Genomic DNA, 14,500 nt, shown 5'->3' with positions numbered 1-14,500 from the left:
TTCGGCGGGGGTCAGCGGGCCGTCCCGGAGGCCTCGGGAAGGCGGAGGGTGCGGGCGAAGTCGTCCAGTCGCTCCAGGACGGCCGCGATGACCTCCGGGTCGTCGTGGTGTCCGCGCAGGACGACGTCGGCGAGGCCCGGCGGGGTGTGCCAGTGGTACGTCACCGAGGTCATCAGGGTGCTGCCGTCCGCGGGGTAGGAGCGGGTGACGTCCCAGCCGGGAGGCGGTACGAGGTTGAAACCGGTCGGGGACCGGCGCGGTTCAGCCGCCGTCATGGCGCTCCCGCCGCTCCTCGATCGCGTAGGTGAGGCCGACGAACGCCACCCAGGCGGGCGCGGCGATGATGCCCGGCCAGAATCCCAGCAGCATCGAGGGCAGGAAGAAGCCGCCGCCCATGGCGAGATCGCGGGTGAGGAACGGTGGACGGTTCGCGTGCCGGGGGTACTTCGCGAAGACCCACGTGTAGTGCAGGAGGCAGGCGATGATCACCGCCTCGTAGACGTGAAGGATGTCGTCCCTCAGTGACTTGGGTACCAGGATCATGACGGCGATCACCGGGAAGACCAGGGGCATACCGATGATCAGGGTGAGCCGGAGCCGACGGCTGGGGCCGGTGCCGATCCCGGTGCGGCCCGCTTCCGCCTCCGTGGCCGATCGTGCCGGGTGCAGGTCCATGATCGTCCTTCTCGCTGCCAGCGGCTGTCGGAGGCGGGCTTGAAGGTGTTGTCCTTCCAGTCTGAGTACGGCGCGTTGTACGGCTTCTCACCCGGCCTTCTCGTGGAGGTAGTTTGTGCGGCGCCGGAGCCCCAGTGCCCGCGCATGTCGTCCCGGCGGTTCTCGATGTCCTTGAACGTCTTCCGGAGTTCGCCGAGTCGGCGCTCGGAGTCCGAGAGGAAGGCGTAGTCGACCGTCAGATCCGGGTCTGCCACCGGCGCCCCTCTCTGCGCGCGGCGGGTGCGTGAGGGCGCTGCACGGTGATCTCCCCGTTCGACATGAGTGTGGTCGCGAGCGACGACGCTATCGGGGTGATCCACGGTTCGCCACTGTGAAGTTCGCCGCGGGCCGGCCGTCCGGGTCAGGTGAAGTGGCCGCGGTGGAACAGGAGGGGGGCTCTGTCGGGGGTGTCGGGGGTGAGGGCCGTGACGCGGCCCACCACGATGAGGTGGTCGCCGCCGGGGTGGACGGTGTGGATCGCGCAGTCGATCCAGGCGAGGGTGCCGGTCAGGCGGGGGGCGCCGGAGACGGGGGCCGGGGTGTGGGAGACCCCGGCGAACTTGTCCGCGCCGCTCACCGCGAAGGTCCGGCACAGGGCCGCCTGGTCCGCGGCGAGGACGTTCACGCAGAAGACGCCCGCGCGGGCGATGCGCGGCCAGGTCGTGGACGTACGGTTCACCATGAACGCGACGAGGGGCGGGTCCAGGGAGAGGGCGGAGAAGGACTGGCAGGCGAATCCGGCGGGGCGGGGGTCGGCGTCGGCGGACGGGGCCGTGATCACCGTGACCCCGGTCGCGAAGGTGCCCAGTACCCGGCGGAACTCGCCCTCGCCGACCGGCGCCCGCTCGTCCTCCCGGACACAGCGCAGGGCGGGCCGGGGTGGTGGACCGGCCTGCTGACCTCGGAGATGGCGGACGGCCGCCGCCGCCGCACCCGCGTGACCCATCATGCCGTCCATTCCTTCCAGTAGAACTGATGGTGCGTCAGGTGACAGTTTCTGGCGCGCTGTTGTCAGGTGCCGGTGAAGCGGGGGGTGCGGCGTTCCGTGAAGGCGGTCAGGCCCTCGTGTGCGTCGGACGTCGTCAGGTTGATCTCCTGGGCCGCCGCCTCCGCCGCGAAGGCGGTCGCGCGGTCGGAGTCCAGGGAGGCGTTCACCAACTGCTTGGTGAGGGCGAGGGCTCGTGTCGGGCCGGTGGCCAGCCGATCCGCCCACGCCTGCGCCGTCACGGCCAACTCGCCCGGCGGCACGACCCGGTTGACCAGGCCGAGACGGGCCGCCTCCGGGGCGGTGAGGGTGTCGCCGAAGAACATCAGCTCCTTCGCGCGCTGCGGGCCCACCAGCCGGGGCAGCAGATAGGCGCCGCCGCCGTCCGGGACCAGGCCCCGCCGCACGAACACCTCGACGAACCGGGCCGATTCGGTGGCCAGGACGAGATCGCAGGCGAGCGCGAGATGCGCGCCGAGCCCGGCCGCCGTCCCGTTCACGGCCGCGATCACCGGCTTCTCGCAGTCCAGTACGGCGCCGATCAGCCGCTGCGCGCCGAGCCGCAGCGTCCGGGCCACGTCCCCGGCGACCCGCTCGCCCCCGCCGCCGGACCCCCGCAGATCGGCGCCCGCGCAGAAGCCGCGCCCGGTGCCCGTGAGGACGACCGCGCGGACGTCGGGGTCGGCCGAGGCGTCCCCGAGCAGGGCGATGAGCCGGTCGCGCAGTGCGGGCGTGAGGGCGTTCAGGGCCTCCGGGCGGTTGAGGGTGAGGGTGGTGACGTGGCGGTGGTGGGTGTGGTGGAGATGGGTGTGGTGGAGGCAGGGGTCCGGCATGGGGGCGGGTCCGTCCGGTGGGGGAGGGGGAGGGGTGGGGGTCAGCGGCACAGGGCCAGGGCGTCCAGGGCCACCGCGCCCTGGCCGCGCGGCAGCACCATCAGCGGGTTGATGTCCAACTCCGCCAGTTCGTCGCCGAGTTCCAGGGCCATCCGCTGCACCCGCAGCACGACCTCCACGAGGGCGTCCACGTCGGCGGGCGGGCGGCCCCGGACACCCTCCAGCAGGGCCCGGCCGCGCAGTTCGGCGAGCATGCCGTGCGCCTGCTCCTCCGCGAACGGCGGGACCCGTACGGCCGTGTCGCGCAGCACCTCGACCAGGACCCCGCCGAGGCCCACCGTGACCGTCGGCCCGAACAGGTCGTCGTGGGCGACGCCGACGACCATCTCCACGCCCCGCTCGACCATCTGGCAGACCAGGACGCCGTCCAGCGCGACCCCTTCGCAGCGGGCGATGTCGGTCAACTCCCGGTAGGCGTCCCGGACCTGGCTCGCGGAGGTCAGGCCGACCTTGACCAGGCCGAGTTCCGTCTTGTGCGCGATGCGGGCGCCGGACGCCTTCATCACCACCGGGTAGCCGACCAGCCCCGCCGCCCGGACGGCCGCCGCCGCGCTGGTGACGAGCTGCTCGCGCGGCACGCGGATGCCGTACGCGCGCAGCAGTTGCTTCGCCGCGTGTTCGCTGAGCTGCTGGCCGGGGCGCATCAGCATGCGGGCCTTGCGGAACGACGGCGACGGGGTGCGGGGCGCCTCGTCGAAGGGCGAGCGGTAGTCGGCGGTGAAACGGTGGTGGCCGAGGAAGGCGCGGACCGCCGTGAGACAGCCGGAGACGGTACGGAAGGTCGCCACCCGGGACGAGCCCAGCAGCACCTCCCGGTACGCCGCCTCGGTGCCCACCGGCGACCCCCACACCACGCACACCAGCTTCTCCGTCTCCTCGGCCGCGTCCACCAGGTCCCGCACCAGACGGTCGCTGAGCGGCGGGAACGGGCCGGTCACCGGGCAGATCAGCACCCCGACGTCCGGGTCCGCCAGCAACGTGTCGATGATCTTCCGGCCGCGCTCGTCGCCCACCGGATGACCGCCGTTGTCGACCGGGTTCGCGACGTCCAGGTACTCCGGTATCCACTGGTGCAGTTCCGCCTGCCGCGCCTCCGACAGCCGCGGCAGCCGCAGCCCGGCCGCCGTCGCCAGGTCCGCCACATGGGCGCCGGTCCCCCCGGAGATCGCGTAGACGGCGACCCCGTCCGCCACCGGGCGCCGCGCCCGCGCCAACAGGGCCGCCGTGTCCTGGAGTTCGTCGAGACCGTCGACGCGGATCACGCCGTACTGCCGCATCGCCGCGTCCACCACCGCGTCCGCGCCGGTCAGTTTGCCGGTGTGGGTCGCGGCCGTGCGGGCCCCGGTCTCGGTGCGGCCGACCTTGACCGCGACGACCGGGACCCCGCGCCGGGCCGCCCGGTCGGCGGCCAGCAGGAAGGACCGGCCGTCCTTCAACCCCTCGACGTAGCAGGCGATCGCGCCGACCTCGGGCCGCTCGGCGAAGTAGGAGAGGAAGTCCGCAGTCTCCAGGTCGGCCTCGTTGCCGGTCGGCGCCCAGTGCGAGAGACGGATGCCGAGTTCCTGGAGCGCGAAGACCGGGCGGCCCTGGTGACCGGACTGGGTGATCAGCGCGATCGCCGGACCGTCGAGGTCGTCCCGGAACCGCTCGAACGCGTTGAGGTTGGTGTTCGGCCCCAGCAGCCGTACGCCGGACCGGGCCACGGCCGCCGCCAGGCGCCGCTGCGCCGCCGCGCCCTCCTCGCCGGTCTCCGCGAAACCGGACGCGAAGACGACGGCGAACCTCACCTTCGCCGCGCCGAGTTCCTCGATCACCGGCAGCGGGTCCGCGACCAGCAGGACGGCGAGGTCGACCGGTTCGGGCACGGCGGCCACCGACGGCACGCAGGGGATGCCGAACACGGAGACGCGGGTGGGGTGCACCGGGTGCAGCCGCGCCCCCACCCGCTCCGCCCAGTCCACCAGTTGGCGGGTGACACCGGTGTTCGGGCGTCCTTCGGAGTCCGAGGCGCCGATCACGGCGACGGACTCGGGCCGGAAGAACCGGTCCAGATCGGGGACGTCGGCGTACAACGGGCGCCCGCTGACGTCGAGTTCGTCCGTGTCGGCGGGCCGGCCGTGGACGGCGGGCCCGGGGCGCTCGTCGCACGCGAGGACCCGGGCCCGGCGGGCGCCGGTGGTGAGGGTGCCGTGGGTTGATCCAAGCATCGGTCCGCCCGATCCTGAGTGACGTGGCTGACGTACCTGACCTGCATGACGCACGGGACGCCCATGACGTACGGGACGCGCGTGACGTACGGGACGCGCATGGCGTGCGCGACCTGTCCGGGCGGGCGGCCTTCGTGACCCGCCGGTAGCTGACGCTCTGTCAGGTTACAGAACTGATGGTCCGTCAGGAACGGTCGTGCACCGAGGATGTGCCGCGAGGGGGCGCGGGCGGACTCCCGGTACCGGCTACAGCGCCGCCAGCACCTCCCGCGCCACCCGCTCACCGGACCGTACGGCGCCGTCCATGAAGCCCATCCAGTACGTGGACGTCTCCGTCCCGGCCCAGTGGATGCCGCCGACCGGGCGGCGCAGGGCCGGGCCGTACTGCGTGAGCACCCCCGGCCCGGCGATCGAGACGGGGCCGCCGCGCGTGTGGGCCTCGTTGTTCCAGCGTTGCAGCACGAAGGAGGTGGGGACAGCCGCCTTCGCGCCGAAGTAGGTGACCAGGTCCTTCAGCACGGCGGTCCGCACTTCGGCCTCGCTCGCCGCGTCCAGCGCCCGCGCCTGGTCGGCCTCGATGAAGCCCATCAGGGCGCCGTAGGAGCCGTCCGGCGGGGAGTTGTCGAACGTCGAGCTGATCACCCCGGTGTCGCTGACGACCTGCCCGTTCAGGCCGTCGGCCCGCCAGAACGGGGTGTCGTAGACCGCGATCGCCTTGCCGACGGAGGCCATCGGCAGCCGCTGAGTGAGCTGGTCGCGGGCGGCGGGCAGCAGCGGGTCGTAGGCGATGCGGGCGGCGAGCGGCGGCGGGAGCGCGACGACGACCCGGCGGGCGGTGACGGTGACGCCGTCGGCGGTGACGGTGTAGCGGGCGTCCGCGCCGCCGCTCCCGCTGCCGCCGGTTCCGGTGCCGGTCCGGGTGATCGCGCGGACCGGCGCGCCCAGGACGACCCGGTCGCCGAGGGTCGCGGCGAGCCGGATCGGCACCAGTTGGGAGCCGCCGACGAAGCGCAGCTGCTGGGCGCCGTCCGCGGTCTCGGTGAGGCGTTCCAGGGTGCCGGGGTGGGAGGCGTCGCCCGCGGCGGCGATGTAGAACAGCACGAACAGCAGCGAGAGTTCGCGGGGCTCGGCCGAGAAGATCGACGTACAGGCCACGTCCAGCAGGAACTTGGCCGACGGGACGACGGCGTTGGCGCGCAGCCACGTCTCGAACGTCTGCCGGTCCCACTCGGCGGCCTTGGCCGCGGTCCAGGGCGCGTCGACCGGCACCTGCCGCGCCATGTCGTTCAACAGCGCCTGCACCACGGCCGCGTTGGCGAGTCCGGCAGGGTCGATCGGCGGGACCGAGCCGAGCAGGCCGTCGGTGGCGTACGGCGTCCGCCTGCCGTCCTTGTGGAGCAGGTTCTTGCCGGTGTTGTACGTGGCGAAGGTGGCCACGCCGAGGGAGTCGGCGAGCGCCCGGATGCGGTCCTGGGTGGGGCCGATGAACTCGCCGCCGCCCTCGGTGACCTCGCCGCCCCCGAGCGCCAGGTTCACGACCCGGCCGCCGACCCGGTCCCGCGCCTCCAGCACGGCCACGGTCCGGCCGCCCGCGACCAGGTCCCGCGCGGCGGTGAGGCCCGCGAGCCCGGCGCCGACGACGGCCACGTCGACGTCCCGCGTCGCGGCGGGCGCGGCCTGGGCGGCCCCGGCCGAGGTCAGGGTGGCCGCCCCGGCGAGCGCGGCGGTGCCGCCGCCGATCAGCGAGCGGCGGGAGAGCTGTCTTCCACGAGCCACGTGCGTCCTCCGTCGGTGGAGAGGGGTGGGTGGAGCGAGGTGGAGAGGGGTGGGTGGAGGTGGGTGGAGAGGGGGCGGTGGGTGTAAAAGGTGAACAGGGCTCACATTCTGCGGACGGGTGAGGGCGGGGGCAACGGGTGGGACGTAACTGGCTTATGCAGGAGTGGAGTTGAGGGGTGCGGGAGTGGGGCGGGGATGGCCGCGGGGATGGGCGTACGGCGAAGAGCCGTACGGCGGGTGGCCGTACGGCTCTTCGGCGTGCGTGCGTGTGTGCGGGTGGGTCAGCGGGTGCGCAGGTCCTTGCGGACCGCCTTCGCGATGCGTTCGGCGTCGTGGGCGAGTTCGCGGAGGGTGCCGCTGATGGGGGTGGTGAAGCCGGTGAAGTAGAGGCCGGGGGTGGCCTTGGGGGCGCGGCGGCCGTGGGAGGTGGGTCTGCCGCGGTCGTCGAGGACGCCGAGGTGCCCGACCAGGTCCTCCAGGCCGCGGACGTAGCCGGTGGCGGCGACCACGGCGTCCGGCTGGACGCGGGTGCCGTCGGCGAGGACGACCTTGCCGTCCTCGAACCCCTCGACGGCGGCCACCACCTCCACCTTGCCCTTCCGTACGGCGTCGATCAGGCCGACGTCCTGCACGGGGATGGCGCCCTCCCGGACCCGGCTGTACAGCCCGGTGTCGGGGCGCGGCAGGCCGTGCGCGGACAGGTCCGGGACGCTGAGGCGGGCCATCGGGCGGGCGAGCCGGTCGACGAGGCGTACCGGCAGGCGGCGGACCAGGATCGCGGTGTACTGCGCGGCCCACCCGGCGGTGGAGCGGCGCACGATGTGCGGGACGGTCCGCACCGCGAGCCGGACCCGTCCGGCGCCGTGCTCGACCAGGTCGACGGCGAGTTCGGCGCCGGTGTTGCCGACGCCGACGACGAGGACGTCGCGGCCCGCGTAGGGCGTGCCGTTGCGGTACGCGGAGGCGTGCGCGAGGTCGCCGGTGAACGTGTCCCGGCCGGGCCACTCCGGCAGGAACGGGGTGTGGTTGTAGCCGGTGGCGACGACCACCGCGGCGCCGGTCAGCTCCCGGCCGCCGGAGGCGTGCAGCAGCCACCCGGTGCCGTCGGCGGTGCGCTCGACGCGGGACACCTCGACGCCCGTGACGATCTCCAGCTCGTGGACCTCGGCGTACTTCTCCAGGTACCGCACCACGTCGTCGCGGGCGGGCCAACGCCCGAACTTGCGGGGCATCTTGAGCCCCGGAAGGGCCGAAAGACGCCGGGTGGTGTGCAGATGCAGCCGGTCGTAGTGGCGCCGCCACGAGGCGCCGATCCGGTCCGACTTCTCCACCACCACGGCCCGCAGTCCCAGGGTGCGCAGGGCGTACGCGGTGGCGAGGCCGCCGGGGCCGCCGCCGATGACGTACACGGGGCGCTCGGCGGGGTTCGCAGCGGTGACCGCGGGGGTGTTCGCGGGGGTCGCGGCGGTGCTCGGTCGCGGTGCGGAGTCTTCCATGAGCGCGAGCGTAATCACGCGGGGCGTTGATGGGTCTCGGTCAAGACCGGAATTGGTTGCGGATCGATCACGTGTGGGGGAGTGGGGGCGGGATCGGTGACGTGGGTCACCTGGTGGGGGGTGGGTGGGTGGTGAGCGGGTGGGGGTGCTCGGTCGTGGGCGTGGGCGTGGGCTGGCGGTCTTCCGGGGCGGGTGCATCTGACGTACCGTCAGATTCATGGATACGGTCTGGCTCACCGGGGCGGAGTGGCTGGCGGTGCTGCGGATCGGGCTCGGGCTGTGGTGGCTGGAGAGCTGGCGGCACAAGGACCGCGCGGCCTGGTTCGAGCGCGGGACGGGCATCGCGTGGGCGGCGGAGGTGGCGGCGAAACACCGCTGGCGGGCAGTGCGTTCGGGCTTCGACGCGGTCGTCGCGCCCCGGCCGCGTGTGATGGCGTACGTCGTCGTGTACGCCGAACTCGCCCTCGGACTGGGCCTGGTGGCGGGCCTGCTGACGCCGGTCGCCCTGATCGGAGGACTGGTCCTCAACCTGCTCTACCTCACCCTCATGATCCACGACTGGGCGGAGCAGGGGCAGAACGCGATGATGGCGCTGATCTCGGTGGTGGCGCTGTTCGGCATGACGTGGCAGACATGGTCGCTGGACGCGGTGGTGGGGTGGCTCGGGTGAGGGGCGCCGACGTCGGCGCCGAGGGCGAGGGAGGCGGCCGTACGGGCGAGGGGAACGGCCCTGCGGGCGGGGCGCGTTACGACGTACCGCGTTATGACGTACCGCGTTACGACGTGCGGCGTTACGACGTGCCGGAGGTGGACGCGTTCACGCGGGCGTACTGGGAGGCGGCGGCCGAGGGGCGGTTGCTGGTGCGGCGGTGCCGGGCGTGTGGGCGGGCGCACCACTATCCGCGCGAGTTCTGCCCGTACTGCTGGAGCGAGGACGTGCGGTGGGAGACGGCGAGCGGGCGGGCCCGGCTCTACACCTGGTCCGTTGTCCACCGCAACGACCTGCCGCCGTTCGGGGAGCGGACCCCGTACGTCGCGGCGGTCGTCGATCTCGCGGAGGGGCCGCGGATGGCGACGGAGCTGGTGGAGGGCGCCACCGTCGGCGGGGCGGCGGCCGGTGCCGACGCCTCCGGGCCGCTCGGGGATGCGCTGCGGGCCGGGATGGAGCTGGAGGTGGTCTTCCGGGCGGGGGTGCCGCTCTTCCGCCCGTACCGGACCGGCGGTGTTGAATGACCGGATGACCGAGATACGTGAGGCGTACACCGTCCCGGTGCTGGACGAGGCGGGACTGCGGCTGGACGCGTGGGACCCGGAGTCCGGTACGGACGTGGCCGCGTGGCTGCGCGCCTACCAGGACCCCGAGTTCCGGCGCTGGAACACCCCGTTGCTGCCGGTCACCGACCTGGCCGAGGCGCGGGACTCCCTGCGGGCCAGGCGGGCGGACGGGGCCGCAGGGAGATCGGTGACCTTCCGCGTCACCGAGGCGGGGGTCGGGGAGCGGCGCGTGGTCCTCGGGCAGCTCGGGGTGAACATGATCGACCGCACGATGGGCGTGGCCCGCGTCGGCTACTGGGTCCTCCCCGAGGCACGAGGCCGCCGGGTGGCGGTACGCAGTCTGCTCCTCGCGGCCCGCTGGAGCTTCACAGAACTCGGCCTGCACCGACTGGAGTTGGGGCACGCGGTGGGACACGAGGTGTCCTGCCGGGTGGCCGAACGCGGCGGATTCCCCGCCGAAGGGACGCTGCGCGGCGCGATGTGGGAGGCGGAGCGCACGGACGCCTACCGGGACGTCCACCTGCACGCCCGACTGGCGACCGACCCCGAACCGGCGGAGGCGGCGGGCTGACCCGAAGGCGCCGCCCCGCACGGCCGTAAGCCCGTAGGCCCGTAAGCCCGTCCGTCCGTACGGTGGTCCACCGGTTCCGGTTCGGCGGCGAGGCGATCCCGCCGAACCAGGGTGCGGTTCGTGCCGTCCGCGAGGGCACCCCGCCCGCTCCCCCCCCGGCCGGGCGGGAGTGGTTGACTGCGCCCATGTCGACGACACTCGGCGCACCGCGCCCTGACCAGGCCGACTACATGCTGCGCGCGGCGGCGGGTGACGCGGGACGCGCGTACAAGGGGCGGTTGGTCGAGGGGCTGGACCTGGCTCCCGGCCAGACCGTGCTGGACGCGGGCTGCGGACCGGGGACCGACCTCCCGGCGCTGGCGGAACGCGTCGGGGACGGCGGCGCGGTGATCGGCGTCGACCGGGACCCGGAGATGCTGGCGCGGGCCCGCGCGCGGACGGCGGGGCTGCGGGCGGTGGAACTGCGCGAGGGCGACATTCACGCGCTGCCCGTGGGCGCCGGCTCGGTCGACCGCGCGAAGACCGATCGCGTCCTCATGCACCTGGCCGACCCGGCGGCGGCCCTGGCCGAGCTGCACCGGGTCACCCGCCCCGGGGCGGTCGTCGCGCTCGCGGAGCCGGACTGGGACACGCTGGTGGTCGACGCGGAGGATCTCGACACCAGCCGCGCCTTCACCCGCTTCACCACCGCCGAGGTCGTCCGCAACGCGACCATCGGCCGGGCCCTGCCCCGCCTCGCCTCGGCAGCGGGATTCCGCGTCACGCACGTCGCCGCGACGACCCCGGTCTTCACCGACGTCACCGAGGCCGATCACACCCTCGGCCTCGGCCGCAACCTCCAACAGGCCATCGCCCGGGGCCACATCGACCCCACCAGGGGCCGAGCCTCGTTCGACGCCCTGTCGGAGGGCCCGTTCTACGCCTCGTTCACGCTGGTCACCGTCCTCTGCACCCGCTGACCCACCCCGCCCCACCTACAGCAGGTGGTCCGCCTTCCCCGCCTTGATTTCCAGGATGAGGGCGCGGAGGGCGTCGTGGGTGTCGGTGAGGGGGGTGTCCTCGTGTCCGGCGACGGCGATATAGGCGTTGCCGGAGGCGTCGGTGCCGATGCGGAAGCAGTTGTTGCCCTCCCCGCAGAAGGGGGCTTCCCAGGTGATCTCGCTGATCTCGTTGTCCATCGGTGCTCCTTGAGGGCCGTTGGCGATCAACACGGAACGAGGGCCACGGGGTTCTGCCGCGTGGTCTACAGCAGGTGGTCCGCCTTCCCCGCCTTGATCTCCAGGATGAGGGCGCGGAGGGCGTCGTGGGTGTCGGTGAGGGGGGTGTCCTCGTGTCCGGCGACGGCGATATAGGCGTTGCCGGAGGTGTCGGTGCCGATGCGGAAGCAGTTCGCTCCCTCCGCGCAGTAGGGCTCTTCCCAGGTGATGGGGTCCATCCAGTCCTCCTCAGAAGGTGACGGCGATGCCGTGCATGAAGTCACGGGAGTCGGCGGCCGACAGGGATGCCGTCTCCATCCAGTCCAGGTGCGCACGGTACTTGTCGAGTTGGGACTGCCCGTGCAGGAACTCCGGCCCGTGGGCGGAGTCGAGTTCCACGGTGTCGAGCTGCGGCACGGGCTTTCCGCCGTAGGCGCACCCCTACGGCCACAGTAGCCCCCGAGACCACCCCTCCCCGTCCCCCTCGCGCCGGTAACTCAGCCTCACGTGGCGGCGTTTGGCGTCTCCCTGGAAGAACTCCGTCTCTGTGGGGTGGAGTCGGTAGAGGGTCCAGGTGGGGGACTCGGTGGTGGGGTGGAGGCGGGCCACTTCCCAGGCTGCTTCCGAGGCCGTCGCCAACTCGGCCAGGGAGGAGAGGGGTTCGCTCTGGTGGCCGGTGAGGGCTGCCGCGAGGGCGCCGGTCGAGCGGGCGTGCAGGTCGGAGCGGGCCTCCTGGGGCGGGGCCGTGGTCACGGGGCCGCGTACCCGGACCTGGCGGCCGAGGCGCGGCCAGTAGAAGGTGAGGGCCGCGTACGGGCGGGCCGCGAGGTGGCCGCCCTTGCGGCTGGTGGCGTGGGTGGCGAAGGCCCAGCCCCCGGCCTCGTCGGCGCCGTGCAGCATCACGATCCGGGCGTCCGGCAGCCCGTCCGCGTCGGCGGTCGCCAGCGTCATCGTGTGCGGCTCCCGCTCACCCGCCGCCACCGCCTCCGCGAACCAGCGCGTGAACAGTGCCAGCGGCTCGTCCGGCGCCGCCGCCGGGTCGAAGGGCGGCAGGTCGGTCACCTCCGGGTCCCATACCCGCAGCGACCTCAGCATGTCGTGGAGATCCGTTCCCATGGACCCAGTGTCCGGCAGTACGGTCACTCCGGCGTCCGGGGGCTCACCGGTGAGGTCATCTGGTCCGGACCCGGCGCGTCCCGCTCCCTCGGAAGCGGGGCGCCGAGCAGCCGCAGTATCTGTTCCATCACCGGTACGGGCAGGGCCGGGTTGCGGGCCGCGTCCTGTGCGGTGTCGGTGTCCCGCAGGAGCCGGACCGTCACTCCCGCGGGCAGCGCGGGATGCCCCGCGGCCACCGCGCACCGTACCCGCCTGCTCGGGTCGTCGAGCAGCCGTAACGCCGACGCGGGCGTCAGCCGCGGGTCCTTCGCGGCCCGCCGCCGCACCTCCTCCGCGTCGTCCCGGCCGCACCGCTCGACGTGGTCGGCCGTCGACGCGGGGTCGTCCGGCGCCAGACGCCGCATCCGCGGGCTCGGGTCGTCGGCGTAGCGCAGAAGGCCCTCGCGCGGGAAGTTCGGGTGTCCGCGGGGGCGGTCGGGGACGCTGAGGCTGCCGGTCCACCACCGCCACACGCGCAGCAGCATCTCGGCGGGCGCGTCGTCGCAGGACTCCGCCAGGAAGAGCTGGACGACACGGTCCTCGTCGCGGGCGAGCAGCGCGACGACATCCGGCGGGAGCCGCCGGGCACGGGCCACGCTCCTGCGGATCAGCGGATGCGACGAGGCCGCCAGCCCGCGCATCGCGTCGGCGTCCGTGTGCAGCTTCCCGACCCAGTCGAGCGTGTAGTGGTAGCCCCTGGGATCGAAGTCGACCTGTATGAGGGCCCGTTGCTCCTCGGTGAGGTCGTGCCGTACGGCCACCGCGGACCGGACGGCCGCGTCGGGGTCCGAGGCGAGTACGGCGACCAGGTCCGCGTCCAGGTGACGGTTGCCCGCAAGCGCCCGGCGCCGCGCCGGGTCCGCGTGCCGGACCGCCTCCTCGGCCACGGCCCGCTCCAGGCGGAGGCCGGAGAGCACCCGGATCTCCTTGGCCCCCGCGGGGACGGTGCCACCGTGATCCGTCCAGGACCCGCGCGCCGCTCCGTCCGGCGACGCCCCGTCGCCATCACCCACCATCGCCCGGAACACTGACCGTGACACCGGCCGGTCCCTGTGGTGCCGGAACAGCGCCTCCTCGCGGACCGTACCGTCGGCGTCGTCGAGCAGCGCCCGGCGGTCCTCGGGGCGCAGGTCGGCCCAAGCCGTCCGGCAGACCTCGGCCCGCACCCGCGCGGCCCCGTCGGACGCCAGAGCCGTCAGCGTCGCCGCGGACAGTCCGGACAGTCCGGGAGGTCCGGGCAGCCTCGCGGCCTGCTCCCGCACCCGCGCGGAGGGGTCGGCGGCCAGCCGTTCGCACACCTCCGCGGGCAGTACGGCACCCCGGTCCGCCGCACTCCAGGTGTAGATCCAACGGTGCCGCTCGTCCCGCGCGCCGAGGATCAGCCGTGCCCACTGCGGGCCGGTCAGGTTCGTCTGGGCGTCGGCCAGCAGATCCTGCACCGTCGGATCGGGGTGGACGAGGGCCGCCTCGACGACCGCCGCCGGAAGGGGACGCCACAGCAGGAGATGCGACCGGCCCAGCAGAGGGACGAGAAGTTCCTCCGGCAGGGCCTCGTTCGTCGCCAGCCCGCTCGCCCACTGCTCCCGCAACTCCGGCGACGGCACCGGACCCGACGCCAACGAGTCCCAGGCGTCCGCCCGTTGCCGCGGGGTCTCCCGTACGGCCGCCCGCGCCTCGGCCTCCCGCCGCGCGGGGAGGTCCGGTACGGAGACGAGGCGGACCTCGTCCGAGCCGCACACCATGCCCAGCAGGGCGTTCCCGTCCGGCGCCAGCGTCACGAACTCCGGCCCGCCGGGCCGCTCGCCCAGGACCCCGGCGAGATCCCAGCCCTCGGCGAGCCGCACCCGCGTCCAGCGCCGCTCCCCGCCGTGGGTCCAGTCACCGGCGACATCGATGAGGAACTCGCCGCCCTCGCCCACGATCCCGGCCCCGTCCGCGCTGGCTGGCTCGGTGCGGGTCGCGAGGGCGAGCCATCGTGCGTTCAGCTCCGTGATGACGTCGGGCCGGTCCGCGCGCACCCGTACCGCCGGTTCCGTACCGGCCGCGACGACCATGCGCCATGCGGCCGAGGGCGACACGGCCTTCGACCCCACGGCCCCTTCGCCCGCCACCACGTCGAGTCCGGCGTGCCGCAGCAGCGCCCTGAGGTCATCCCGTCCAGCTGTCACGAGAGCCCATCGTGCCGGACGACGGACGACGGACGACGGACGACGGTCAGGCAACAGCGGTGGA

The 14,500-nt window shown here is 73.7% G+C and carries 17 protein-coding genes; 5 read left to right on the top strand and 12 right to left on the bottom strand.

Annotated elements, in window-relative coordinates; translation table 11 throughout:
* Positions 1 to 11 precede the first annotated feature (11 nt).
* From ACIQPQ_RS13220 to ACIQPQ_RS13200, 5 genes are all read right to left on the bottom strand, one after another.
* Entirely contained in the window at positions 12 to 275 is a 264-nt protein-coding gene (locus ACIQPQ_RS13220) for a hypothetical protein (RefSeq protein ID WP_401303153.1), read from the bottom strand.
* The gene (locus ACIQPQ_RS13215) at positions 262 to 675 is read right to left on the bottom strand and encodes a hypothetical protein (protein ID WP_401303151.1); all 414 of its coding nucleotides are present in this window, start codon (positions 673 to 675) and stop codon (positions 262 to 264) included. Before ACIQPQ_RS13215 ends, ACIQPQ_RS13220 begins: the two co-directional genes overlap by 14 nt.
* A 400-nt stretch (positions 676 to 1,075) precedes the next feature.
* Positions 1,076 to 1,660 carry a flavin reductase family protein gene (locus ACIQPQ_RS13210; protein WP_401303581.1) on the bottom strand — a complete coding sequence of 195 codons (585 nt, stop codon included), beginning with the start codon at positions 1,658 to 1,660 and terminating at the stop codon, positions 1,076 to 1,078.
* Between the two features lie 65 nt (positions 1,661 to 1,725).
* Complete coding sequence (locus tag ACIQPQ_RS13205; protein ID WP_401303149.1) at positions 1,726 to 2,532, bottom strand: enoyl-CoA hydratase/isomerase family protein; 807 nt, start codon at positions 2,530 to 2,532, stop codon at positions 1,726 to 1,728.
* A 41-nt stretch (positions 2,533 to 2,573) separates the two neighbouring features.
* Positions 2,574 to 4,799, bottom strand: coding sequence for an acetate--CoA ligase family protein (locus ACIQPQ_RS13200; RefSeq protein ID WP_401303147.1), 2,226 nt, complete (start codon positions 4,797 to 4,799; stop codon positions 2,574 to 2,576).
* A 23-nt stretch (positions 4,800 to 4,822) separates the two neighbouring features.
* Between ACIQPQ_RS13200 and ACIQPQ_RS13195 the strand changes: the two genes are divergently transcribed.
* On the top strand, positions 4,823 to 4,948 hold the full coding sequence (locus tag ACIQPQ_RS13195; protein ID WP_401303146.1) for a hypothetical protein: 126 nt from the start codon (positions 4,823 to 4,825) through the stop codon (positions 4,946 to 4,948).
* Between the two features lie 97 nt (positions 4,949 to 5,045).
* On the opposite strand, the gene ACIQPQ_RS13190 is transcribed toward ACIQPQ_RS13195, so the two are convergent.
* Both ACIQPQ_RS13190 and ACIQPQ_RS13185 read right to left on the bottom strand, forming a co-directional pair.
* Positions 5,046 to 6,575, bottom strand: a complete 1,530-nt coding sequence (locus ACIQPQ_RS13190) for a flavin monoamine oxidase family protein (protein WP_401303144.1) — start codon at positions 6,573 to 6,575, stop codon at positions 5,046 to 5,048.
* Positions 6,576 to 6,856: 281 nt separating this feature from the next.
* Positions 6,857 to 8,071 carry a flavin-containing monooxygenase gene (locus tag ACIQPQ_RS13185; protein WP_401303142.1) on the bottom strand — a complete coding sequence of 405 codons (1,215 nt, stop codon included), beginning with the start codon at positions 8,069 to 8,071 and terminating at the stop codon, positions 6,857 to 6,859.
* Positions 8,072 to 8,288: 217 nt separating this feature from the next.
* Between ACIQPQ_RS13185 and ACIQPQ_RS13180 the strand changes: the two genes are divergently transcribed.
* From ACIQPQ_RS13180 to ACIQPQ_RS13165, 4 genes are all read left to right on the top strand, one after another.
* Positions 8,289 to 8,741, top strand: a complete 453-nt coding sequence (locus tag ACIQPQ_RS13180) for a DoxX family protein (protein ID WP_401303140.1) — start codon at positions 8,289 to 8,291, stop codon at positions 8,739 to 8,741.
* 113 nt (positions 8,742 to 8,854) lie between these two features.
* A complete protein-coding gene (locus ACIQPQ_RS13175) occupies positions 8,855 to 9,304 on the top strand; it encodes a Zn-ribbon domain-containing OB-fold protein (protein WP_401303139.1) in 450 nt (149 codons plus the stop codon).
* A 4-nt stretch (positions 9,305 to 9,308) separates the two neighbouring features.
* Positions 9,309 to 9,917 carry a GNAT family N-acetyltransferase gene (locus ACIQPQ_RS13170; RefSeq protein ID WP_401303137.1) on the top strand — a complete coding sequence of 203 codons (609 nt, stop codon included), beginning with the start codon at positions 9,309 to 9,311 and terminating at the stop codon, positions 9,915 to 9,917.
* Positions 9,918 to 10,102: 185 nt separating this feature from the next.
* Positions 10,103 to 10,876: a methyltransferase domain-containing protein gene (locus ACIQPQ_RS13165; RefSeq protein WP_401303135.1), complete on the top strand. Its 774-nt coding sequence runs from the start codon at positions 10,103 to 10,105 to the stop codon at positions 10,874 to 10,876.
* A gap of 15 nt (positions 10,877 to 10,891) precedes the next feature.
* Here ACIQPQ_RS13165 and ACIQPQ_RS13160 read toward each other — a convergent pair whose 3' ends face one another.
* The 5 genes from ACIQPQ_RS13160 to ACIQPQ_RS13140 form a co-directional block, all read right to left on the bottom strand.
* Positions 10,892 to 11,083, bottom strand: a complete 192-nt coding sequence (locus ACIQPQ_RS13160) for a hypothetical protein (RefSeq protein ID WP_401303580.1) — start codon at positions 11,081 to 11,083, stop codon at positions 10,892 to 10,894.
* Between the two features lie 77 nt (positions 11,084 to 11,160).
* On the bottom strand, positions 11,161 to 11,352 hold the full coding sequence (locus tag ACIQPQ_RS13155; RefSeq protein WP_401303133.1) for a hypothetical protein: 192 nt from the start codon (positions 11,350 to 11,352) through the stop codon (positions 11,161 to 11,163).
* Positions 11,353 to 11,362: 10 nt separating this feature from the next.
* Positions 11,363 to 11,530: a Scr1 family TA system antitoxin-like transcriptional regulator gene (locus ACIQPQ_RS13150; RefSeq protein WP_401303131.1), complete on the bottom strand. Its 168-nt coding sequence runs from the start codon at positions 11,528 to 11,530 to the stop codon at positions 11,363 to 11,365.
* A 24-nt stretch (positions 11,531 to 11,554) separates the two neighbouring features.
* Entirely contained in the window at positions 11,555 to 12,229 is a 675-nt protein-coding gene (locus ACIQPQ_RS13145; protein WP_401303130.1) for a pyridoxal 5'-phosphate synthase, read from the bottom strand.
* 23 nt (positions 12,230 to 12,252) lie between these two features.
* Positions 12,253 to 14,436 carry a PE-PGRS family protein gene (locus tag ACIQPQ_RS13140; protein WP_401303128.1) on the bottom strand — a complete coding sequence of 728 codons (2,184 nt, stop codon included), beginning with the start codon at positions 14,434 to 14,436 and terminating at the stop codon, positions 12,253 to 12,255.
* Positions 14,437 to 14,500: the final 64 nt, after the last annotated feature.

The sequence above is a fragment of the Streptomyces sp. NPDC091281 genome, assembly GCF_044757425.1.
Classification (GTDB): Bacteria; Actinomycetota; Actinomycetes; order Streptomycetales; family Streptomycetaceae; genus Streptomyces.
This window is presented reverse-complemented; position numbering and strand designations above follow the sequence as displayed.

Excerpts from the sequence above, each read along its gene's own strand:
- ACIQPQ_RS13220 (WP_401303153.1), bottom strand. The coding sequence starts at position 275 with ATGACGGCGGCTGAACCGCGCCGGTCCCCGACCGGTTTCAACCTCGTA.
- ACIQPQ_RS13215 (WP_401303151.1), bottom strand. The coding sequence starts at position 675 with ATGGACCTGCACCCGGCACGATCGGCCACGGAGGCGGAAGCGGGCCGC.
- ACIQPQ_RS13210 (WP_401303581.1), bottom strand. The coding sequence starts at position 1,660 with ATGGGTCACGCGGGTGCGGCGGCGGCGGCCGTCCGCCATCTCCGAGGT.
- ACIQPQ_RS13205 (WP_401303149.1), bottom strand. The coding sequence starts at position 2,532 with ATGCCGGACCCCTGCCTCCACCACACCCATCTCCACCACACCCACCAC.
- ACIQPQ_RS13200 (WP_401303147.1), bottom strand. The coding sequence starts at position 4,799 with ATGCTTGGATCAACCCACGGCACCCTCACCACCGGCGCCCGCCGGGCC.
- ACIQPQ_RS13185 (WP_401303142.1), bottom strand. The coding sequence starts at position 8,071 with ATGGAAGACTCCGCACCGCGACCGAGCACCGCCGCGACCCCCGCGAAC.
- ACIQPQ_RS13180 (WP_401303140.1), top strand. The coding sequence starts at position 8,289 with ATGGATACGGTCTGGCTCACCGGGGCGGAGTGGCTGGCGGTGCTGCGG.
- ACIQPQ_RS13170 (WP_401303137.1), top strand. The coding sequence starts at position 9,309 with ATGACCGAGATACGTGAGGCGTACACCGTCCCGGTGCTGGACGAGGCG.
- ACIQPQ_RS13165 (WP_401303135.1), top strand. The coding sequence starts at position 10,103 with ATGTCGACGACACTCGGCGCACCGCGCCCTGACCAGGCCGACTACATG.
- ACIQPQ_RS13155 (WP_401303133.1), bottom strand. The coding sequence starts at position 11,352 with ATGGACCCCATCACCTGGGAAGAGCCCTACTGCGCGGAGGGAGCGAAC.
- ACIQPQ_RS13145 (WP_401303130.1), bottom strand. The coding sequence starts at position 12,229 with ATGGGAACGGATCTCCACGACATGCTGAGGTCGCTGCGGGTATGGGAC.